This is a genomic window from Streptomyces longispororuber (assembly GCF_014656095.1).
Classification (GTDB): domain Bacteria; phylum Actinomycetota; class Actinomycetes; order Streptomycetales; family Streptomycetaceae; genus Streptomyces; species Streptomyces longispororuber.
In genome coordinates, this window is sequence record NZ_BNBT01000004.1 from 108,428 (window position 1) to 130,220 (window position 21,793).

The 21,793-nt window shown below is 71.7% G+C and carries 19 protein-coding genes; 11 read left to right on the plus strand and 8 right to left on the minus strand.

Features of this window, described 5'->3' with window-relative positions; genetic code table 11:
• Positions 1-201 precede the first annotated feature (201 nt).
• Complete coding sequence (locus IE330_RS02425) at positions 202-798, plus strand: tetratricopeptide repeat protein (protein ID WP_373314544.1); 597 nt, start codon at positions 202-204, stop codon at positions 796-798.
• Positions 799-945: 147 nt separating this feature from the next.
• Here the strand turns inward: IE330_RS02425 and IE330_RS02430 are convergent, their stop codons facing one another.
• Positions 946-2,076, minus strand: a complete 1,131-nt coding sequence (locus tag IE330_RS02430; RefSeq protein WP_229925285.1) for a DUF6397 family protein — start codon at positions 2,074-2,076, stop codon at positions 946-948.
• Positions 2,077-2,196: 120 nt separating this feature from the next.
• Positions 2,197-2,610 (minus strand): roadblock/LC7 domain-containing protein, encoded by a 414-nt coding sequence (locus tag IE330_RS02435; protein ID WP_190134131.1) that lies wholly within the window; start codon positions 2,608-2,610, stop codon positions 2,197-2,199.
• A gap of 93 nt (positions 2,611-2,703) precedes the next feature.
• Between IE330_RS02435 and IE330_RS02440 the strand changes: the two genes are divergently transcribed.
• Entirely contained in the window at positions 2,704-3,132 is a 429-nt protein-coding gene (locus IE330_RS02440) for a PPOX class F420-dependent oxidoreductase (RefSeq protein ID WP_190134132.1), read from the plus strand.
• 231 nt (positions 3,133-3,363) lie between these two features.
• Positions 3,364-3,963, plus strand: coding sequence for a class I SAM-dependent methyltransferase (locus IE330_RS02445; RefSeq protein WP_190134158.1), 600 nt, complete (start codon positions 3,364-3,366; stop codon positions 3,961-3,963).
• 39 nt (positions 3,964-4,002) lie between these two features.
• Here the strand turns inward: IE330_RS02445 and IE330_RS02450 are convergent, their stop codons facing one another.
• Positions 4,003-4,758: an alpha/beta fold hydrolase gene (locus tag IE330_RS02450; protein WP_190134159.1), complete on the minus strand. Its 756-nt coding sequence runs from the start codon at positions 4,756-4,758 to the stop codon at positions 4,003-4,005.
• A 174-nt stretch (positions 4,759-4,932) separates the two neighbouring features.
• On the opposite strand from IE330_RS02450, the gene IE330_RS02455 reads away from it, so the two are divergent.
• Positions 4,933-5,454 (plus strand): PadR family transcriptional regulator, encoded by a 522-nt coding sequence (locus tag IE330_RS02455; RefSeq protein ID WP_190134160.1) that lies wholly within the window; start codon positions 4,933-4,935, stop codon positions 5,452-5,454.
• Here IE330_RS02455 and IE330_RS02460 read toward each other — a convergent pair.
• Entirely contained in the window at positions 5,443-6,348 is a 906-nt protein-coding gene (locus tag IE330_RS02460) for an oxygenase MpaB family protein (RefSeq protein WP_190134133.1), read from the minus strand. The genes IE330_RS02455 and IE330_RS02460 overlap by 12 nt on opposite strands.
• 98 nt (positions 6,349-6,446) lie before the next feature.
• On the opposite strand from IE330_RS02460, the gene IE330_RS02465 reads away from it, so the two are divergent.
• Positions 6,447-6,722 (plus strand): hypothetical protein, encoded by a 276-nt coding sequence (locus tag IE330_RS02465; protein WP_190134134.1) that lies wholly within the window; start codon positions 6,447-6,449, stop codon positions 6,720-6,722.
• A gap of 561 nt (positions 6,723-7,283) precedes the next feature.
• Here IE330_RS02465 and IE330_RS02470 read toward each other — a convergent pair.
• Positions 7,284-7,466, minus strand: a complete 183-nt coding sequence (locus tag IE330_RS02470) for a tail-anchor membrane protein (protein WP_190134135.1) — start codon at positions 7,464-7,466, stop codon at positions 7,284-7,286.
• A 216-nt stretch (positions 7,467-7,682) separates the two neighbouring features.
• The gene (locus IE330_RS02475; protein WP_190134136.1) at positions 7,683-8,756 is read right to left on the minus strand and encodes a fatty acid desaturase family protein; all 1,074 of its coding nucleotides are present in this window, start codon (positions 8,754-8,756) and stop codon (positions 7,683-7,685) included.
• Between the two features lie 250 nt (positions 8,757-9,006).
• On the opposite strand from IE330_RS02475, the gene IE330_RS02480 reads away from it, so the two are divergent.
• The 3 genes from IE330_RS02480 to IE330_RS02490 all read left to right on the plus strand — a co-directional run bounded on the left by IE330_RS02480 (position 9,007) and on the right by IE330_RS02490 (position 15,054).
• Positions 9,007-11,877, plus strand: coding sequence for an SCO1167/SCO6262 family helicase (locus tag IE330_RS02480; RefSeq protein WP_190134137.1), 2,871 nt, complete (start codon positions 9,007-9,009; stop codon positions 11,875-11,877).
• 44 nt (positions 11,878-11,921) lie between these two features.
• Positions 11,922-13,244, plus strand: a complete 1,323-nt coding sequence (locus IE330_RS02485) for an SWIM zinc finger family protein (protein WP_190134138.1) — start codon at positions 11,922-11,924, stop codon at positions 13,242-13,244.
• A gap of 448 nt (positions 13,245-13,692) precedes the next feature.
• On the plus strand, positions 13,693-15,054 hold the full coding sequence (locus IE330_RS02490; protein ID WP_190134139.1) for an esterase-like activity of phytase family protein: 1,362 nt from the start codon (positions 13,693-13,695) through the stop codon (positions 15,052-15,054).
• A gap of 118 nt (positions 15,055-15,172) precedes the next feature.
• On the opposite strand, the gene IE330_RS02495 is transcribed toward IE330_RS02490, so the two are convergent.
• Together IE330_RS02495 and xylA are read right to left on the minus strand one after the other, a co-directional pair.
• Positions 15,173-15,463, minus strand: a complete 291-nt coding sequence (locus IE330_RS02495) for a hypothetical protein (protein ID WP_190134140.1) — start codon at positions 15,461-15,463, stop codon at positions 15,173-15,175.
• A 420-nt stretch (positions 15,464-15,883) separates the two neighbouring features.
• Positions 15,884-17,050, minus strand: coding sequence for a xylose isomerase (gene xylA, locus IE330_RS02500; RefSeq protein ID WP_190134141.1), 1,167 nt, complete (start codon positions 17,048-17,050; stop codon positions 15,884-15,886).
• 244 nt (positions 17,051-17,294) lie between these two features.
• On the opposite strand from xylA, the gene xylB reads away from it, so the two are divergent.
• From xylB to IE330_RS02515, 3 genes are all read left to right on the plus strand, one after another.
• Complete coding sequence (gene xylB / locus IE330_RS02505) at positions 17,295-18,740, plus strand: xylulokinase (protein WP_190134142.1); 1,446 nt, start codon at positions 17,295-17,297, stop codon at positions 18,738-18,740.
• 110 nt (positions 18,741-18,850) lie between these two features.
• Complete coding sequence (locus IE330_RS02510) at positions 18,851-20,050, plus strand: ROK family transcriptional regulator (RefSeq protein ID WP_190134143.1); 1,200 nt, start codon at positions 18,851-18,853, stop codon at positions 20,048-20,050.
• A 582-nt stretch (positions 20,051-20,632) separates the two neighbouring features.
• Positions 20,633-21,718, plus strand: coding sequence for an acetamidase/formamidase family protein (locus IE330_RS02515; protein ID WP_229925289.1), 1,086 nt, complete (start codon positions 20,633-20,635; stop codon positions 21,716-21,718).
• Positions 21,719-21,793 lie beyond the last annotated feature (75 nt).

Below are 21,793 nucleotides of genomic sequence, written 5' to 3' on the forward strand. Positions count from 1 at the left end.
CCACGCGGCGGGCACTGCCACTGCCGCGTCGGCGGCGGAATGGTTCGGTCGACGGGACACGGGGCCTCCTGTTCATGGAGCGTCTGAGGGGAGCAGGTCGGGGACATGGGCGACACGAGGGGCATCAGTGGCATCGGTGATGCCGATGACATCGGTGACATGGGTGGCATAGGTGACGCCGGGCAGGTCGGCGACACCGGGCTGAGCGATGGTCCGGGGCAGGCCGGTGACGCGGGAGGGGCCGACGACGCAGCACGGGCGGAGGACGCGGGACGCGCCGACGGCAGCTCGGGCGGTGAGACGCTCGGAGGGCGGGACGCGTTGCTGGCCCGAGCCGTACGCCTGCGCGAGAGCGGCCACCGCGAGGAGGCCCGGACGCTGCTGCTCACCCTGAGCGAGCGCTGCCCCGACGACGCCGAAGTGGCCTACCAGACGGCCTGGGTGCACGACACGCTGGGTCTTGAGGCCGAGGCGCTGCCGCACTACGTACGTGCGATCCAGCTCCCGGGCCTCTCCGACGACGACCGCCGCGGAGCGCTCCTCGGCCTCGGCAGTACGTACCGGATCCTCGGCAAGTACCCGGAGGCCGTCGCCACCCTGCGGGACGCGTCGGCGGAGTACCCCGACGACGGAGCGCTGCGTGCCTTCCTCGCCATGGCGCTGTACAACACGGGCCGGTCGCGCGACGCGATGGAGATCCTGTTGCACCAGCTGGCCACCACCAGCCAGGACCCGGAGATCGCGCGGTACCGCCCCGCCATCGAGCACTACGCCACAGACCTCGACGCAACCGTCTAGCGGAGCTGAGCGTCACCGTCTGGCGAACGGGCCTGGCCGCTTCGGAGCGGCTGGGCCAGGGCCCAGCCGCTCCGACCCAGCCGCGCGGGAGTCGGTCGCCCCCGCGTGGCTTCGTCGGCTGCCCTCACTGCCGTCGGCCTGCCCCTCTCAGTCCTCCGGCCGCCCTCTCCTGCGCCGCAGCCACCCCAGCAGGCCACGCGGCTCGTGGCGCTGGTCCGCGGCACGTATCGGAGGGACTGCCTCCGGCGCGGGTGGCGCCGGGGTGCCGACCACCGAGGTCACATCCGCCCCGCTGCCACCTTCGGTGACGGATGCCCGCAGCCGCTCCGCACGCGGTGCCGCGACTACGGGTGGCATACCCGGCCTGGGCGCCGGCCGGTGCCGTCGTGCCTCCGCCAGCCCCAGGCTCATATTGACGCGCAGCCAACTGATCTCGTCCGGGTCGTCGGCCGTGGTGATCCGCTCGACGAGGTGGGTCGTCGGTGACTCCGGCGCGGCCTGTGTCAACGGGTCGGGCCTGAGACGGTGCAGATAGGCCCGCTCGTACGGATCCGGGACCAGGTGGGCGAGCCGCACCGGGTCGAGGAAGGACGCCGTGATCGCGGCACGCTCCCACGGGTCCTGCGACTGCCGCAGCAGGAACTCCACGTGACGGCGGCGCCAGTTACGGGCGCGCAGGTCCGCCCCGCTCGCCAGCAGCGCCCGCACCGTGTCCGGCGCGCGGCCGGTGAGCAACGGGGCGTTGGCCTCACACGCCGCGAACTCCCGCAACTCTTGGGCGAGGTACAGCCACACGATGGTCCGGTAGCGGTTCAGATAGAACTTGACGGGTGTCAGCAGCCCGGCGCGGGCGAGGCGGGTGAAACGGGGCTGCGGGATGTCCAGCAGCGCCGCGCCGTCCGCGGTTCCGACGGTTTCGATGGCATCCCGCAGCGACTTCGGGAAGCCGGGTGTCTCGCGGAGGCGGTCGATCTCCTCACGGCTGACGCGTCGGCGCACGCCCGCCGGGTCGGCGACGGTCCGCACGTGGCCGAGCATGACGGCCAGCTCGAACTCCCCGCGCTTCAGCTCCAGTTCACGCGCGGCCCGGCTGCGCGCGAACGACGACGGCCGACTGGCCGGGACAGGCGGGGTGGTCGGGGCCGCTGAGCCGGTCAGGGCTGTTGAGGCGGTCGTGCCCGCTGAGTCGGTGGGGATCGCTGAGCCGGTCGGGGCCGTACCCGGCGGCGCGGGCCCGGCGGTGACGGGTTGCGAGATGGTCTGCGTGTCGCCGGTCATGGCGGTTCTCCCCCGTGCTTGGTCAGTGCTTCCGGGAAAAACCGTAGCCCGCCAGGCCCTTCTCCCGCTCGGCCTGTGGATAACTCCGTGTGCGCCCGCGTTCGCGCAGGTCAGAGAAGGTCAGAGATCTACGACCGGCGTGCGCTCCGGGTGCCGGGCACCTACGCCGAGGTGCTCCCCGACGCGGTTCACCAGCAGGGTCATCTCGTACGCGACCTGGCCCATGTCGGCTTGTGCCGAGCTCAGGACGCACAGACAGCTACCCTCGCCCGCCGCCGTCACGAACAGGACGGCGTCGTCGAACTCGATCATCGTCTGCCGTACGCTCCCGGCGCGGAAGTGGCGCCCGGAGCCCTTGGCCAGGCTGTGCAGCCCGGACGACACCGCCGCCAGGTGCTCCGCGTCCTCGCGCGGCAGGGCCGAACTCGCCGCCGTCACCAGTCCGTCGTTGGACAGCACCAGCGCGTGCCGTACGTGTTCCACACGCCTCGTCAGGTCGTCGAGCAGCCAGTCCAGGCCCGAATTCTGCGCCATGTTCCCTTCTCCCCGTGCGTCGCTCCCCCTGGCTGGAGGATCTGACCTGCCAGCCTTCCCCACCTCCGGCGTCCCGGCAAGCATGATGGGGACATGGCACAGAAGATGACCGACGAGCAGTGGCGGGCCTTCGTCTCGCAGGGCACCCGCACCGGCAAGCTGTCGACCGTCCGCGCGGACGGCAGCCCTCACATCGCACCGATCTGGTTCCTCCTCGACGGTGATGACCTGGTGTTCAACACGGGGAAGGACACTGTCAAGGGGCGCAACCTGGCACGCGACGGGCGCGTGGCGCTGTGCGTGGACGACGACGAGCCTCCGTTCGCCTTCGTCGTCCTCCAGGGCCAAGCCGCACTGTCCGAGGATCTGGAGCAGGTGCGGCACTGGGCGACCCGCATCGGCGGTCGCTACATGGGCGAGGACCGGGCCGAGGAGTTCGGTGCGCGTAACGGCGTACCGGGCGAACTCCTCGTTCGGGTCAGGATCGACAAGGTACTCGCGTACGCGGCCGTCTCCGACTGACTGCGCCGCCCCGCGCCCCGTCAGCATGGGGCGCGGGCTGGCCAACCGCGCGGATGGGGCAGCCGAGCAGGTAGGACGGCCGAGCCCACCGTCGCCCGGACCGTGACCGCCCCGCCCATACGCTCGAAGCTCACCACGATCCGCGCCGCGCTGCTGGCTGCCCGCGCTCCGCTCGAACTCGTGCGCCCCGGCGCTCCCGTTCCCTGCCATACCGTGCGGGATCATGACGTCATGAGCGATGACCACACACGGGTTCAGGAGTTCTTCACCGCGCGCGCCGCCGACTGGGACAGCCGCTTCCCCGACGACGGCCCCGCGTACCGCGCGGCGGTTGCGGCACTCGGCCTGGGGCCAGGCGCCACAGTCCTGGACGCGGGCTGCGGCACGGGGCGGGCCCTGCCGGCGCTCAGGGATGCTGTCGGCCCTTCCGGAACGGTCCTGGGAGTGGACCTCACGCCCGCCATGCTGGAGGCCGCCGTACGGGCGGGCAGACAGGACCATGGCGCACTCCTCCTCGCCGACGTGGCACGGCTGCCTGTCCGGACGCAGGCGCTGGACGCCGTATTCGGCGCGGGTCTCATCTCCCACCTCCCCCGACCCGCCGAGAATCTGCGGGAGTTGGCTCGGGTGGTGCGGCCCGGTGGGTTGCTCGCACTGTTCCACCCCGTCGGACGCGCCGCGCTGGCGGCACGCCAGGGTCGGCAGATCACGCCGGACGACCTGCGCGCCGAGGCGAACCTCCGCCCCCTGCTGGCTGCTTCCGGATGGCGGATGACGTCGTACGTCGACGAGGACACTCAGTTCCTCGCGCTGGCGGCACGCGAGAACTGACCCTTTCAGGCCGGACGAGCACCCCCTGAGCGCACCCGCTCAGTACCGCCCGGCGAGCACCGCGGCGAAGGCGTCCGGGTTGTCCAGCATGACGTTGTGCCCGGCGTCCGGGACCGTCACCACCCGTACACCGGACAGCGCCAGGTCGTCGGCGCCCGCGAGTCCACCGCTCAGCTCCCCCTGGACGTACACGCGCTCCACAGGAATTTCCTTGAGCATCGCGCGCATGGTGGGATGCGTCCCGCGCACGAGCCCGGTGGCGCTGCGGTGCAGTGCGCGCGGGTCGGCCAGGCGCATGGTCGCCGCCCACACCGGTCCGACGCGCTCCAGCACGCGCACGTGGCCGTCGCGGAGGAAGTCATCCTCTTCGTAGAGGGCGATTCCGCTGCTGCCCGCCGTGCTCGGCGGGTGCGGGTCCAGGTTGGCCTCGGTGACGACGAGCCGACCGACCAGGTCAGGTCTGCGCCGGGCCAGGACGATGGCCACGGAACCGCCCATGCTGTGTGCGACGATCTCCGCGCCACGCACGGCGGCCGCGTCCAGCGCCGCCGCCAGTGCGTCCGCGTGGTCCTCCAGGGTGTAGCCGAAGTCGACGGGGCGGTCACTCAGGCCGTGACCCGGCAGATCCACGAACAGCGACCGACGACCGGCCAGCTCCGGCCGGGCAGCGATGTGTGCGTAGTAGGGCGCCGATGCCGCTCCGAGCCCGTGCACGTACACCCGCGCCGGCTCGGCACCGCCGACCTCGGTCCAGCGGATCCGGCTGCCTTCCCCGTCGAACCGCGCGTCCCGCATCGCCATGCTCCTGCCTCCCCCTGCGCGTGACCGCCGCCCGTACCGCCTGTACCACGCGCCCACGTCCCGTATCCCGTTCCATAGGCACTATACATCGGCCACGTAGTACAGCGACATCGATGCATATGCATACCTCGCATTCGATGTACTGCGCTGATGCGGCAGAATGTGGGCATGCTGGAGCTCGCCATCCTTGGTTTCCTGTACGACTGCTCGCTGCACGGGTACGAGTTGCGCAAGCGCATCGCCGCCCTGACCGGGCATGTCCGACCGGTCGCGGAGAGCACGCTGTATCCGGCCATCAAACGGCTCGAGAAGGCGGGTCTGGTGGTCCGCGAGACGCAGCCCGGCGCCGTCGCCGCCCCGCGCCACGTGCTGAGCCTCACGGCCGACGGCGAGCGCGAGCTGCGTCGGCGCCTCGCCGAGCCGGCCCCGGCGGACATCACCGACGAGAACCGATGGTTCACGGTGCTCGCCTTCCTGCGCCATCTGCAGGACACGGATGCCCAGGCCGCCGTGTTGCGGCGGCGGCTCGACTTCCTCCAGGAGCCCGTCAGCTTCTTCTACGAGGGCGACCGGCCGCTGCGGGCGGAAGAAGTGGAGGATCCATTCCGCCAGGGCATTCTCACCATCGCGCGGGCGACCAGCCGCGCCGAGCTCACCTGGCTGCGCAAGACCCTCGCGTCACTCGGCTGAGGCCCCCGCGGGAGGGCCCGTGTGCCGCACCGGGCAGCCACGGAGCCCGGGTTTCGGGAACGTGCCGAGCTCGGCGACCCGGTAGCCGTTCCGGTAGCCCTTGATCTCCCAGTTCTGCCGGCCGTGGTGCGGCGCTGTGCGTGGCGGCAGCAGTCGCACCGCGCGCCCGCGCAGCCGCACCGCGCGCCGGACCAGTGTCCGGGTCAAGGCGGAGGGCCGGTCGTAGCGGAAAGCCCGTAGGAGGGGGTCGTCGAGCAGCGCGAGGGTCGCCGCCCGCAGGACGGGCGCCAAGGGACGCGGGTACCACGAGGCCATCAGGGCGAGGGTGGCGTCCGAGACGCGGCGCGCTCCGTCGTCCCAGGCAAAATGGGCCTCTTCGTAGGCGTCGAGGCACTCAGTGAACTCTTCGTAGGTGCCGGGGATGTCCTTGATTCCCATGTGCTCACCCAGGGTGCGGTAGTACACCGCCGAGGCAGCCCTCTCGTGATCTGACAGCCTGCGCCACCCGTAGGCGTCGATCCACCGCTTGGGCACCACCACGAACGTGCACAACACGTAGCGCATGTCGTCATTGCTGATGTCGTAGCTCCGGTGCATCTGGTTGATGCGTCGGATCGCCGTCCGTCCCTCCCCCTCGCCGAAGCCGTGCTCGACCACCGCGTCCAGGAGCAGCGCCGTGTCGTCGTACCGCTTCTGCGTACGGTCGGTGAACTCGCCGGTCTCGGCGAGGAGGGCGCCGATGCTCGGCACGGCGTAGGTGCGGTACAGCGCGAGCTCCAGTGCGCGCGCGTGGTCCCAGGGGAACTCGTAGGTGGTCGACAGCCGGTAGATCTCCAGGAAGTCCTTCTCCGGGTCCAGGCTCCGGATCCGCTGAAGCCGCTCGTAGCGTCGCACCGCACTGTTCCCCTTCTGCAGCCGAGGCTTCAACTTTACTTTGAGGTACGGACGATGAGCACTTCGTAGCAGTGCACGCGCGGGGAAAGGTGGCCTGAATGTTCGACAAGATACGCAAGGTCTGGGGCGCCGGCAGGGCGCCGTCGGACGACAAGCGCTCGCACAACCTCTTCGAGGCGGCCGCCGTCTACGTGGCGGCGTGCGCCGACGACGACCAGGAACAGATCGACGAAGCCTCCGGATGGGTCTCACCGGAGGCCTTGTCCTTCGGCGTGAGCGAACTGGCCTGCCGCGCGGTCATCGCCCTCGCCCGGGAACGCGACGAGTCCCCGAGCGTCGTGGCGCGTACGCTCCTCGGCCTGCCCGCCGCTTGACGTCGGTGTGGGTGGGATCGGCGCAGACGAGGGCCACACTCACCGGCACACCCGTCTCGGCGGCGTGGCGAAGACGCTCCCGCACCTCGCGCGGTGTGCGCGGGCGGTAGCCCGGGCCACAGCCGCAGCAGGCTTGGCGGAAGCGCACGCCCGCGGTCAGGACCGCCGTCAAGGCCCGCCAGCCGGCGGCGTCCCGCCGCTTGGGCACAGCGAGCGCCGAGCCCGCGTTGAGCAACTGCTCGCCGCAGCACGGGCAGACATCGCGACGCACGCGCGCGTAGTCAGTCGGCTTCTTGTACGACACGCGACACGTGAGGCAGACGAAGTGCGATGCGGCCCGAGACATGGCAGTGCAGCCTACAGAGCCTCGCATCGGTGTACGACTGTGTTTGGGGGACGTCCACCTGAGGCGCCCGCTCCGGCTAAGGCGGCGGTCGGCCTGGCGGTACGGCTGCCGGGCCCCGGAGCGGCAGCGCGCTTCGCTTCACCGGGCTCACTGGTCTCAACCGCCTCACCGGGGCACACGACTGCTCTTGCGGTGGCCGGGGCCCGGTCGGCCCCTCAGCGGCCGAGTTCCTTTCGGGTGACGCGGCGCAGCCTGCGTCGCTGTCCCGAGTCGAGCGTCAAGTAGGCCGCCGCCGGAACGCCCAGCACGATCAGGAGGGCGGCCCACCAGGGCAGCCAGATCAGCAGGATGATGCCGGCGGCCACGCCACCCGCGGCGATCTTCGCATTCTTCGACATGTCCGTCGCCTCCTTCGCGGCTGTTGCCGCTCTCTGCCTGGAAAACGGGTCGGGCCCGTGCCCTGTTCCGGCACACGACCCTGTCCGATCCCTGAGATGCGACCCCGAGGAAACCCTGAGGCATGGCGCCTGGCGCCGCGGCATCAGGGCCACCGGCATCTCCAGCGGCCCTGACCGTGACTGGCTCCGCCATGTCCGCGTCACCCGCGCCTCGCCTCAGCCTGCCCTGAGCGGCTCGCCGACCTCGCGCAGGTGTCGCAGCACCTGCCGGTAGGAATCCATCAGACCGGTTTCCGCGTAGGGCATACCCACAGCATGGCAGTGCGCGCGGACCAGTGGTTGGGCGAGCCGGAGATGCGGGCGCGGCATGCTCGGGAAGAGGTGGTGCTCGATCTGGTAGTTGAGACCGCCGAGGAACCAGTCGGTGACCGCGCCGCCGCGGATGTTGCGGGAGGTCAGCACCTGCCGCTGGAGATGCCCCCAGCGAGCGCCCTCCGGGTCGGGCATCTCCATGCCCTTGTGGTTCGGGGCGAAGGCCAGTCCCAGATGCAGGCCGAACAGGCTCTGGTGGACGGCAGCGAAGACGAGCGCGTGCCCCAGGGGCATCGCGGTCAGCAGCAGGGTCACGTAGCCCGCGAGGTGAGCCGTCAGGAGGGTTGCTTCCACGGCGCGTTCGCGCGGCCTCTGGCGGCGCAGGTCGCGGAAGCCGTAGACCTTCATGGCGATGCCCTGCAGAAGCGTCAGCGGGAAGAACAACCACGCCTGGTGACGGGTGAGCCAGCGCCGGAAACCGACACGGACGCGGGCCTGCTTGCTGGTGAAGACCAGGATGTCGGCCGCGACGTCCGGGTCCTTCTCGATGTGGTTGGGGTTGGCGTGGTGGCGGTTGTGCTTGTCGTTCCACCAGCTCACGCTCATCCCCAGGAGCAGGTTGCCGTGGACGAGCCCGATGAGCCGGGCGAGCGCCCGGTTATCGGTGATCTGGGAGTGCCCGGCATCGTGGCCGATGAACGCGGTACGGGTACACAGCACGGAGAGAGCGGGGGCCAGCAGTAGCACCCACCAGGTGTGTCCGAGAGCGAAGATCCCCATACCCACGGCCGACAGCGCCAGAGCGTTCACGACCATGCCGCCGACGTACCAGGCAGTGCGCCGCTCCAGGAGCCCCTGCGCTTTGACCATGCGCAACAGGGGAGCGAAATCACTGCCGCCGGACCGCCCCGGGTGCGCTTCTGGCGACGGGCTCGCTACCGTGAAACGGTCCGCGACGGCGGTGGTGGCCTGGGGCATGGTCGAGTCTCCGGTCTTCGGAAAAGGGGTTGACCTCAGGAAACGTACGGAGGAGCGGCCCTTGCCGACCATGACGCCATCACCCGTATCCGGTGGGGGGCCAGCAGGGGAGCGAAGGGGTGCTGAGTACACCCCCACCCCGGAGAGCGTGACCGGGATCACGGCGACCACCCCTCCGCTCAGCCGAAGAGTGTTGTACTCTCGGCCGCTCCCGGTCTCATTAGTCAAATTTGAGGAATGCGCCATCGCTGTGCACAGGCTGCCCGCTGTCACCCCCTCCGAGATCTCCGAACTCTCCCGCTGCTCCGTCGTCTTCGTCCCCGGCGACCCCGGACGCACCGGGCGCATCGCCTTCTGGCATCCCGACGCGGACGCTCCGCCCCCCACTGCCGCGGGTGACGTCGAGAACCTGACAGTGGCCCTGCCCAGCGAGGAGGGCATCGCGCGGCACGTCGTACCGGCGGTTCTGCTTCCGGTGAGGGTCGCGCTGCCCCTTCTCACCCGTGCACGGACCGTCTCCGGGGCCCATCCGACCGCCGCCTTCTGGGGGACGGCAGCCGTACTCGCCCTGCAACTGGCAGCCCGCGGGCTGCTGCTGCCGGGTTTGACCGACAGCGACCACGACGCCTGGCGTGCGGGTCCCCTGGCCGCCGGAGATCTTGAACGGCTGCGCGAACTCGCCGCCGCGATGCCGCCGGAGGCACACGCGGTTCCGCTCGACGACGCCGCCGCGCCCCGGCTGCCGGCGCCGGAACGGCTCCTGCGCCAGTTCCTGGACGCGGTTGCCGACACCCTGCCCCGCTCCCCCGCCGCGGTCCATGCGGCGGGCCACCGGGCCTTCGCCGCGCCCGAGCCGCAGCGCGTGCCGGAACTGCGCCCCTGGGCCGCGGACGTGGCGGCCGGGCACGACGCGGGGGTGCGGGTCTCGCTGCGCGTCGAGGCGCCCGGGCTGTTGGCGGAGGCATCCGAGGAGACGCGGTTGCCGTTCCGTGCCGTGGTGCAGATCCACAGTGTCAGCGACCCGTCGCTCGTCGCCGACGCCGCGGAGGTGTGGGCCGGTTCCGGTGCCGCGGCCGGAGCCTTCGGAGCCCCTGCCCGCATGGACGCCCTGCTGGCCCTGCGCCGTGCCACGCGCGCGTGGGCGCCGCTCGCACCCTTGCTGCAGGCGACGGTGCCCGACGCCATCGAGCTGGCCGACGAGGAGGTCACCGGACTCCTCGGCGAGGGGGCACGCGCGCTCGCCGTCGCGGGCGTCGACGTCCACTGGCCCAAGGAGCTGGCACGCAGCCTCACCGCCCGTGCCGTCATCGGCCCGGCGGACGACGAGGAGAGCAAGGGCCCGGACAGACTGGCGTCCGACACGCCGTCGTACCTCTCCGCGGACGCCCTGCTCGCCTTCAACTGGCGGTTCGCGCTGGGCGACCAGGAGCTGAGCCGCGCCGAGCTCGACCGCCTCGCGGAGTCGAACCGCCCCGTGGTCAGGCTGCGTGACCAGTGGGTCCTCATCGACCCTGAGGAGGCCCGTCGCGCCCTCGCGCGTCAGGACCGCAAGGTCACCCCGGTCGACGCGCTGAGCGCCGCCCTGACGGGCACCACGGACGTGGACGGCGACCGCGTCGACGTTCAGCCCACGGGCTGGCTCGCGACGCTGCGCGAACGGCTGGCCGACCCGGAGGCCATGGAACCCGTCGGGCAGCCCGCGGCACTCGCCGCGGAACTGCGCGACTACCAGGTGCGCGGCCTGAACTGGCTGGCCCGGATGACCTCGTTGGGGCTCGGCGGCTGCCTCGCCGACGACATGGGTCTCGGCAAGACCATCACGCTGATCTCCCTGCACCTGCACCGCCAGCAGGACGAGGCGACGGGCGGCCCGACCCTCGTCGTCTGCCCGACGTCCCTGATGGGCAACTGGCAGCGCGAGATCGAGAAGTTCGCGCCGGGCACGGCGGTACGCCGCTTCCACGGCGCCCAGCGCGACCTGGACGACGTGGCGGACAGCGGGTTCGTCCTCACCACGTACGGGACGATGCGGCGCGACGCGGAGCGGCTCGCGGCCGTCGACTGGGGCCTGGTCGTCGCCGACGAGGCACAGCACGTCAAGAACCCCTACTCCGCGACCGCCAAGCAGTTGCGCGGCATCAAGGCACGCGCGCGCGTGGCCCTCACCGGCACCCCGGTGGAGAACAACCTCTCCGAGCTGTGGGCGATCCTCGACTGGACCACACCGGGGCTGCTGGGCAAGCTCAGCACCTTCCGCACCCGGTACGCCCAAGCCGTCGAGGGCGGCACCGACCCGGCGGCGGCCGAGCGACTCGCCAAGCTGGTGCGCCCGTTCCTGCTGCGTCGCCGCAAGTCGGACCCCGGCATCGCCCCGGAGCTGCCGCCCAAGACCGAGACGGACCGCGCGGTGTCGCTCAGCACCGAACAGGCCGGCCTCTACGAGGCGGTGGTACGCGAGGCGCTCGCGGACATCTCCGGTGCGGACGGCTTCGCCCGCCGAGGCCTGATCGTCAAGCTCCTCACCGGCCTGAAGCAGATCTGCAACCACCCCGCGCAGTACCTCAAGGAGGACAAGCCGCGGCTCACCGGCCGGTCGGGGAAGCTGGAACTCCTGGACGAGCTGCTCGACACCATTCTGGCCGAGGACGCGAGCGTGCTCGTGTTCACCCAGTACGTGCAGATGGCCCGGCTCATCGAACAGCATCTGTCGGCGCGCGGGGTGCCTTCCCAGTTCCTGCACGGCGGTACGCCCGTGACCGAGCGCGAGGCGATGGTGCAGCGCTTCCAGGACGGCGACGTCCCGGTCTTCCTGCTGTCGTTGAAGGCGGCCGGCACCGGCCTGAACCTGACACGGGCCGAGCACGTCGTGCACTACGACCGCTGGTGGAACCCGGCGGTCGAGGCACAGGCCACGGACCGCGCCTACCGCATCGGGCAGACACAGCCCGTGCAGGTGCACCGCCTGATCGCGGAGGGCACGATTGAGGACCGCATCGCCGAGATGCTGCTGCGCAAGCGCGAGTTGGCCGACGCCGTCCTCGGCACCGGCGAGGCGGCACTCACCGAGCTGACCGACGCCGAACTGGCCGATCTGGTGGAGCTGCGAGGGGGCGCACGTTGAGCGACGCGCACGACGAAACGTATCCCTTCAGGGGTGGGGGCGGCATGGACGGCAACGACGGGAGCGAGCACGTGACGACGCACGGCGGCGAGTCCGCGGCACCTGACGGCGAGCGGACGTTCGCCGCGCTGCCGCCCGCGCGCGGGCGCGGCTTCGCGGAGACCTGGTGGGGTCGCGCCTGGCTGCAGGCGCTGGAGGACACGGCGCTGGACACGGCGCAGCTCAAGGCGGGCCGCAGGCTCGCGCGTGCGGGAGCCGTGGGTGCCGTATCGGTGCGCCCCGGCCGCATCACGGCGGTCGTCCAGGACAAGGACGGCACAGCACACCGCTCCGACGTGCTGCTCCAGCGCCTGAGCCCGCAGGAGTGGGACCACTTCCTGGGCATGACCGTCGAGCGGGCCGGGCACATCGCCGCGCTGCTCGACCGGGACATGCCGCCCCACTTGGTGGAGGACGCCGCGGCAGCGGGCGTGGACCTGCTCCCCGGGATCGGCGACCTGGAGCCGGAGTGCGACTGCGAGGCGTGGGACCACTGCGGGCACACGGCCGCGCTGTGCTACCAGATGGCACGGCTGCTCGACCAGGACCCGTTCGTCCTGCTCCTGATGCGGGGCCGTGGCGAGCGCGAGCTCCTGGACGAGTTGCAGGTCCGCAGCGTGGCGCGGCAGGACGCCGAGGGCACCGTGCCGGCGGAGCCTCGGGCCGCCGCACCGGAGGGCGTGGACGCCGCCGAGGCGTACGCGGAGGGCGTCATCCTGCCGCCTCTGCCCGAGGCGCCTCCGCTGCCGTCGGAGCCGGGACCGCCGCCGTCGCTGGACACGGAGACGGAACCGGCTGGCGAGGTCGACGTGGCGGGGCTGGCGTTCCTCGCGGCCCGCGCGGCTGCCGAGGCGCACCGGCTGCTCGCCGAGGCCCTCTCCCCCGGCCACGCGCACCAGCCCGTCGAGGCCGAATTGACGCTTTCCGAGGATGCCGCGCGTCTGGCCGCGGCCGCCCCGGACGCCGCGACGGCCGCCCGCCTGGCGGAAGCCTCGGGCAGGGACGAGGACGGTCTCGCGGGTGCGGTGCGGGCCTGGGGGTACGGCGGGCGGGCCGCGCTCGCCGTACTGGAGAAGGAGTGGACGCCCCGGGGCGACGTGCTGGCACGCGCGCGGGCCGCGCTCGACGCGGCGTGGGACGAGGACGAGCGACCGGTGCTGCGGGCCGCCCGCAACCACTGGACGGTGGCGGGCGCCGACGCGCAGCTCCGCCACGGTACCGACGGCCGGTGGTGGCCGTACCGCAAGGAGCGCGGCCGCTGGGTGCCCGCGGGCCCCGCGGCGCACGACCCGGCGACGGCCCTGGCGATGGTCACAGGAGCCGAGTGACACGGTGCGCGACGGGTGAGGACGCCGTGGCTGAAACGTGTAGGGCGGCCCCCGGCGTATCCACTCGTGCATCCTGCGCGCCGGGAACACCGGCGCGCGCACTCGCCCCGCCCAGCGATTGAGCAAGGTCATGACATCAAGGACCGTGGAGCGCGCCGGTTCAGTTGTGCGGATCGACCCGAGAGGGGATGACACGGCAGGTGCCTCACCGCTGCTGATGGTCCGGTGATGGCCGGCGGCGCCTCCTGCCCCTCGCGGGAGGCGCCGTTGGCACGGGGAGGCGAGTCGGGGCGGACAGCGTGAGACGAGTGCCGCCTCCGGTAGCAGGCATACACAAGGCGTGCGGTTCACCCGGAGGAGTGCTGACCGTTCACCACTGCGACACCTGGTGTTCGCAACAGCGGCGAAAAGTGGCGCCGTCACCGAAATCGTGTCCCAGGAGGTACCGATGTCCGCGCCTGTCGCCGGTCAGCGCCGTGTCCGCCGGTCCGCCGCTGTCGGCGTACCGCTCGCCCTGTTCGCCGCGATCGCGGTCACCGGCACCGCCCTCGGTGCTCCTGCCGACACGAAACAGCGCCCCGGAGACACGGCACGCGTCACCGCCACGGCCACTCTGGGAGACATCCCGCTGGGCACGTTCAGCAACGGCCTGCTCCCCGGGACCGTGCGCGACGACCGGGGCGTGGACCTCGGCGGCATCGGCAGCGACCTCTATCCCGCGGACCGTAGGGGCGAGTTCTGGACGGTCACCGACCGGGGGCCGAACGGACAGATCAAGGTCGCGGGGAAGAAGCGCCGGACCTTCCCGGTGCCCGGCTTCGACCCGGCGATCGTGAGGATCCGGGTGACCGGGGACGCCGTCAAGGTCGTCGACGCACGGCCCGTCACCACGCGTTCCGGCAAGCCGGTCACCGGCCTGCCCAACCAGGAGGGACGCGACGAGGCCCCGTACTCCTACGACGCCACCAAGCCTCTGCCCTACGATCCGAACGGCCTGGACACCGAAGGCATCGTGCGGGCCGATGACGGCAGCTTCTGGCTGGCCGACGAGTACGGTCCGTCGCTGGTGCACGTCTCCGCGCGCGGGAAGGTCCTCAAGCGCTACGTCCCGCGCGGGCTGAAGCTGCGCGGCGCGGACTACCCGGTCGTCGAGGCGCTGCCGCGCGTGCTGCTGCACCGCAAGGTCAACCGCGGTTTCGAAGGGCTGGCCCAACTGCCCGGCGGTGACCTGGTGATGGCGGTGCAGAGTCCGCTGTCCCTGCCGGACGAGGAAGCGGGAGAACGCTCTCGCACGGTCCGGCTGCTGCGGTTCTCCCCGTCCAGGCAGGCGGTGACCGCCGAGTACGCGTACCGCTTCGACCCGGTGGGGGTCGTCGACCCGGGAGAGGACGACACGTCCGAGCTGAAGACGTCGTCCGTGGTCGCCGTGGGCCGGGACCGCCTGCTGGTGCAGGAGAGGACCGACAAGGCGGCCCGGCTGCACCTGGTGCGCCTCGACCGGCGCGCGAACATCCTCGGCGAGCGCTGGGACGACGTCGCGACGCGTCCGTCCTTGGAGGAGCTCGACGATCCCGGAGCCTCCGGTGTTCCGGTGCTGCGCAAGCGCTTGGTCGTGGACCTCGGCACACTCAAGGGCGTCCCCGGAAAGATCGAAGGGGTCGCCCGGGTCGACCGCCGCACACTGGCGCTCATCAACGACAACGACTTCGGGATGACCGACGGTCCTGACGCGTTCGACAAGAACGGCCGACTGGTGGACAGCGGAGTGGAGACGACCGTCACGTACGTGCGGTTGCCGAAGAAGCTGTAGCGGAGCCAGCGGTGCCCGCGGAGGTGCTGCCGGGCACGCCGGGAGCACCTCTCGCCGGCTGTACACCGGTCTCCCGTCTCGGCGGGGGAACGACTCCCTGGGGACCGAGCGGCACGCCTTACGGCGCGTCGTCGCCCGCGGGCGACGGCAGGAGCGACGCGAGGCCGCTCGGCAGCGCCGTCGGTAGCGAGGGGATACCGCTGGGCAGCTCGCTGGGCAGTTCGCTCGGGAGCTCGGTCGGCAGACCGCTCGGCAGGCTCGTAGGGATCTGTGTCGGGATGCTGAGCGAAGGCGTGGGACGGGGACCGCTGCTTCTGCTGCTCTCCGAAGGACGCTTCTTGTCCGGGGAGTCGTCGCTTCCGGTGGCCACGAAGACCACGGCGGCGACCACCCCGACAGCCACGAGCACGGCCAGCAGGGTGAACAGCCCGTTGCGCCGCCCGGGCGGGCCTCCACCGGGCGGCGGCTGCCACCCCGCGTCTCCGGGAGGTGGACCGTACCCGCCGGGCGGCGGACCGTATCCGCCACCCGGAGGCCCGTACCCGCCAGCTCCTGGCGGCCCGTATCCGCCGTCCGAGGGAGGTCCGTACCCGCCTCCTGGAGGTGGACCGGCAGCACCACCTCCTGGCGGCGGGCCGACATCACCGAACCCAGGCGGGACGTCACCGGGCGGACGAGGGGGCTGCGGCGGTTCGGGCGGCGTGGCCATGCGGTCAAGCGTCACCACGAACCGGACAGGGCGCGACCCCCGAGCGGCAGTTGGTACACGTCCGCAGGACGGACCGGACGATTCCGGCACGAGCCCGCGACGTCCTCCCGGACGGGGCCATCAGCCCCGGACCCCCAGGAGGTGGTCCATGGCCAGTTGGTCCAGCCGTTCGAAGGCCATGCCGCGCGCTGCGGCCGCCGCCACGTCGAAGTCCTCGTAGGCACCACGGTCGGCAAGCAGTCCGTCGAGGCCGTCCTCGGCCGTGGGCTGTGCCAGCTCGTGCAGACGCGCGTCCTGGAGTGCGTCCCGCACCTCCGGGTCGGCGCGGAAGGCGGCGGCACGCTCACGCAGGATCAGGTAGTTGCGCATGCAGCCAGCAGCGGATGCCCACACCCCTTCGTAGTCCTCGGTTCGTGGGGGCTTGAAGTCGAAGTGGCGCGGGCCGTCGTAACCGCCGCTCTCCAGGAGGTCGACCAGCCAGAAGGCACTGCGCAGGTCTCCCGCGCCGAACCGCAGGTCCTGGTCGTACTTGATGCCGTTCTGACCGTTGAGGTCGATGTGGAAGAGCTTGTCCGACCACAGGGCCTGCGCGATGCCGTGCGGGAAGTTCAGGCCGGCCATCTGCTCGTGGCCCACCTCGGGGTTCACGCCGTACAGCTCGGGCCGCTCCAGTCTCTCGATGAACGCGAGGGCGTGGCCCACGGTGGGCAGCAGGATGTCGCCTCGCGGTTCGTTGGGCTTGGGCTCGATCGCGAAGCGCAGGTCGTAGCCCTGCTCGGTCACGTAGGCGCCGAGCAGGTCGAACGCCTCCTTCATGCGGTCGAGTGCGGCGCGCACGTCCTTGGCCGCTCCGGATTCGGCGCCCTCGCGGCCGCCCCAGGCGACGTAGGTTCGGGCGCCGAGCTCGGCCGCGAGGTCGATGTTGCGGATCGTCTTGCGCAGCGCGTACCGACGGACGTCCCGGTCGTTGGCCGTGAACGCGCCGTCTTTGAACACGGGGTGGGTGAACAGGTTGGTGGTCGCCATGGGCACGACCAGCCCCGTGGCGTCGAGAGCTGATCGGAAGCGCTTGACGTGGGCGTCACGGTCGGCGTCCGAGGAGCCGAACGGGATGAGGTCGTCGTCGTGGAAGGTCACTCCGTAGGCGCCCAGTTCCGCGAGGCGGCGGACCGCCTCGGCCGGTTCCAGTGGCGCCCGGGTCGCGTCGCCGAAGGGGTCTCTGCCCTGCCAGCCGACGGTCCACAGTCCGAAGCTGAACCGGTCCTCCGGAGTGGGTCGATAGTTCATGCGGGGCTCCTTGCCAGCTCCGAGACTATTTCGTCATGGCAGTTAACAAATTAGTGTCCACCCCTGCCTGCTGAGAAGAGCGAGGACCGTATCGAGGGCTTTCTGGAGGCAAGCTTGCAGGGAACAGCACACCTCAGGGCGTACACATCCGTCCGGGAGCGGGCACATGTGCCTGGAGGTGGGCAGAGTGCCTGGTGAGGCCGGGGGTGCACCCGGGAAGCGCAGAGCGGGAACGGAGACGCCGATGTCGTCAGCGCCAGCTACCGAGGGTCCCCTGGTCGTCGGGGTGGACAGTTCCACACAGTCCACCAAGGTCCTGGTCGTCGACACCGCCACCGGGAGGGTCGTCGCGCGTGGACAGGCTCCGCACACGGTGACCTCGGGCTCCATGCGCGAGAGCGACCCGGAACAGTGGTGGAGCGCCCTGGGCGAGGCACTGCGCCAGTGCGGCACCGCCGCGCACGAAGCCGCCGCCGTGTCGATCGCCGGGCAGCAGCACGGGCTCGTGACCCTGGATGCCCGGGGCAGGCCCGTGCGTCCCGCGCTGCTGTGGAACGACGTGCGGTCCGCACCTCAGGCCAGGCGTCTCGTCGAGCGGTTGGGCGGCGCCAAGGCGTGGGCCGACCGCGTCGGCAGTGTGCCGGGTCCGTCCTTCACCGTGACCAAGTGGGCCTGGCTCGCCGAGCAGGAACCGGCGTCAGCGCGCGCCACCACCGCCGTGCGGCTCCCCCACGACTACCTGACACAGCGCCTCACGGGCTCCGGGGTCACGGACCGGAGCGACGTCTCCGGTACAGGGTGGTGGTCGTCGGCCACCGAGGCGTACGACGAGGACATCCTCGACCTGGTGGGCCTGGACCCCGCGGCGCTGCCGCGCGTGACCCGCCCGGGAGAGGTCGTCGGCACAGTGCGTGACGGCGGCGACCTGCCCTTCTCCAAGGGCACACTGGTGGCGCCCGGGGCGGGGGACAACGCGGCAGCCGCACTAGGGCTGGGCCTGCGCCCCGGCACACCGGTGCTGAGCCTCGGCACCTCCGGCACGGTGTTCGCGGTGTCGGAGCACCGCACCGCGGACCCGAGCGGCACGGTGGCCGGGTTCGCCGACGCGAGGGGCACCTGGTTGCCCCTCGCCTGCACGCTCAACTGCACCCTGGCCGTGGACCGCGTGGCCACGCTGCTGGGTCTTGACCGCGACGCGGTACAGCCGGGCGGGTCCGTCACGCTGCTCCCGTTCCTTGACGGTGAGCGCACCCCGGACCTCCCGCACGCCTCGGGGCTGCTGCACGGGCTGCGGCACGACACGTCACCCGGCCAGATCCTGCAAGCGGCCTACGACGGGGCAGTGCACGCCCTCCTGGGCGCTCTCGACGCCGTCCTCGGGGGCACCGCGGACCGCTCGCAGCCCATCCTCCTGATCGGAGGCGGGGCCCGCGGCAGCTCCTGGCAGCAGACCGTACGCCGGCTGTCCGGACGGCCCGTCCAGATCCCCGAGGCGCGCGAACTGGTGGCGCTGGGCGCCGCCGCGCAGGCCGCCGGACTGCTGACCGGTGAGGATCCCGCAGCGGTCGCGCGCCGCTGGGACACCGCGCGCGGACAGGTCCTCGACGCCGTGGAACGGGACGAGGCCACCCTCGACCGGATCACCGAGGTACTCTGCGACGCGGTTTCCCTGCTGGACAGGGACTCCTGAAGGTAGCGGTACGACCGTCGCGCCCGAGTACGCCGCCTGTGGCCGGGCAGGCATGGCCGGGCACGGCACGGCGTAGGGCGGACACGGAGAGGCGGGGGACGGACCAGGGCATGAGCGCACCGCCGCACGAGGCCCGCCCCGGAGTGACCGGTGCGCGGCTGGCCGACACCCAGCACGGCATGCGCCGCCGCAACCTCGCGCGCGTGATGCACACCGTCGCGGCGCACGGCCCGCTGTCCCGGGCGTCCGTCGCCTCCCGGATCGGGCTGACGCGGGCAGCCGTGTCCACGCTGGTGGACGAACTGACCCGCTCCGGCCTCCTGGAGGAGCTCGGTCCCGAGCGCCCCGGCAGGGTGGGACGGCCGGGATCCGCACTCGCCGTCAGCGCCAGGGGGCCCGTCGGCATCGGCGCGGAGGTGGGCGTCGACCACCTGTCCGTCTGCGCGGTCGACCTGCGCGGTGACGTACGCGCGCGTGCGGGACGCGCGGTCGGCAACCGGGGACGCCCGCCGGAGCCGGTGCTCGCGGACCTCGCCGAACTGATCGGGCAGGTCGTGCGGGAAGCGGAGCGCGAGGGACTGCGTCCGGCCGGTCTGGCGGTCGCGGTGCCCGGCCTCGTCGCACGCGACAGTCACACGGTGGTCCGCGCCCCCAACCTCGACTGGCACCGGACCGACGTCGGCGCCCTGCTCCCGGTGGAGCTGCCGCTGACCGTGGACAACGAGGCGAACTTCGGCGCGCGGGCGGAGCTCTGGCTGGGCGAGGGGGTGCCGGACGACTTCCTGCACGTCTCCGCGGAGGTCGGCATCGGCGCCGCCCTCGTGGTCGACGGGCTGCTCCTGCGCGGGAGCCGGGGCTTCGCGGGCGAGCTGGGCCACGTGCCGGTCCGTCCGGACGGCCCCGCGTGCCCGTGCGGTGGACGCGGATGCCTGGAGCAGTACGCGGGAGAGGAGGCGGTCCTGCGGGCCGCCGGGCTGCGGCAGGGACCGGACCGCGTCGGGCTGCTCGTCGAACGCGCCGCCGACGGGGACGAGAAGGTACGCCAAGCACTGCGGGACGCCGGGACGGCTTTGGGCATCGCGCTGACCGGCGCCGTCAACCTTCTCGACCCCCGGACGGTCGTCCTCGGAGGGGCACTCTCACGCCTCGCCCCATGGCTCATACCGAGCCTCGAAGAGGAACTGGGACGCCGCACCGCCGGACGGGGCTGTTCCGTCACCGTCTCACGTATCGGTTCCGACGGGCCCGTGTTGGGGGCGGCACACTCCGTGGTGCGGGCGGTGCTCGACGACCCGGCGGGAGCGGTGTAGCGGTGTAGGCGAGTGGCCTCTGCCCGGGGCGGCTGCTGCGTGTGGTGCGGTCGGTGCTCGATGGTCCGACGGGAGCGCGGTGGGCGGTTCGGTCGCTGGTCCACCACAGCCCGTCCCCCACACGAGTGGCCCGGTTTTCCACAGCCACCGTGCTCTCCACAGATGCGCCGAAGGCCCTTCCGCCACCGTCGACGCGGCTCGTACGGTAATTCGCGTGAGCCGATCTCTCGCGCTCGGCGAGGCAGGGCCGCACCGATCGGGGGATACGCATGTCGGGGGAACGCAGCTCGGAGCCGGTGTGTCGGAGGCGCGCGGGCATGGTCGGGAAAGCCACTCTGCTGCCCGTCGGCCTCCTCGCTCCCTTCCCTCGCGCCCTACGCTGCTCACCGCTTCCGTCCTCGGTTCAAACGAGCCACGGCGGGCCGCGGGCCAGACCCACCAGAAACTCGCGCGCCCGACCGGTTCACGCGCCGGGCCGGACGGTTCGTCCGTGCAAGCCAGGCCATAAGGCGACGCACCCAGCACCCAGCACCCAGCACAGTCGTACGCCTCACCCGCACAGCCCAGAGCGGAGCTCCAGCCATGAGTGACCCACGCCTGCTCACCGTCCGCCCCGAACCCAGTCAGTACGCGTGGACGTTCGGCGGGGCTCCGCCTCTCGCGCGTATACAGCCGGGCACGGTGCTCGACCTGTACACGGAGGACTGCTTCGCCGGGAAGGTGCGTTCCGAGAAGGACCTGGTCTCGCAGGTGTGCGAGTTCCCCTTCCTCAATCCCCAGACCGGCCCCTTCCACGTGGTGGGCGCGGAGCCGGGGGACACGGTCGCGGTCCACTTCGTGTCCATCGAACCGGCGCGGGACTGGGCCGCGTCCACCACCGTCCCCTTGTTCGGGGCCCTCACCTCCACGCACGCCACGGCGTCCCTGCAGCCGCCGCTGCCGGAGCGCGTGTGGATCTGGCAGTTGGACCGTGCCCGCCGCACGGCTCAGTTCAGCGCACGCGACAGTGACCTCCAGATCGAGCTGCCGCTGGACCCCATGCACGGAACGGTCGGTGTCGCCCCCGCCAACCTGGAGGTGCGCTCGGCCCTCGTGCCCGACGCCCACGGCGGGAACATGGACACGCCCGAGATGCGGGCAGGCGTCACCTGCTATCTCGGGGTGAACGTCGACGGTGCCCTGCTGAGCCTCGGCGACGGGCACGCGCGCCAGGGCGAGGGCGAGACCTGCGGCGTGGCCGTCGAGTGCGCGATGCACACCGTCGTGATCGTGGAGCTCCTCAAGAACGTGGCGACACCCTGGCCACGCATCGAGTCGGACACGCACATCATCTCGACGGGCTCCGCCCGCCCGTTGGAGGACGCCTTCCGGATCTCCCAACTCGACCTCGTCCAGTGGCTCGTTCGGGATTACGGCTTCAGCGATCTGGACGCGTACCAGTTCGCCACTCAAACTGTGCAAGCACCCCTGGCGAACGTCTGCGACACGAACTACACGTGCGTGGCGAAACTCCGCAAGGAGTGGCTGCCCGTGCGGGAGACCCACCGCGGCCTGCACGCCCGGCTACGGAAGACAGCGGCGGCACTGATCGGATCGACGCCCCCGGGCACGGCCACGTCGGACCCGGCGCAGCACACCCCCGGCCATGCCGAGCGCCACGAGATATGAAGCGCCACCTGCAAGATCCAGCCTTCAAGGCTCCCTGGGACGCACGCACTGTGCGGTCCAGCCGCTCCCCCCACC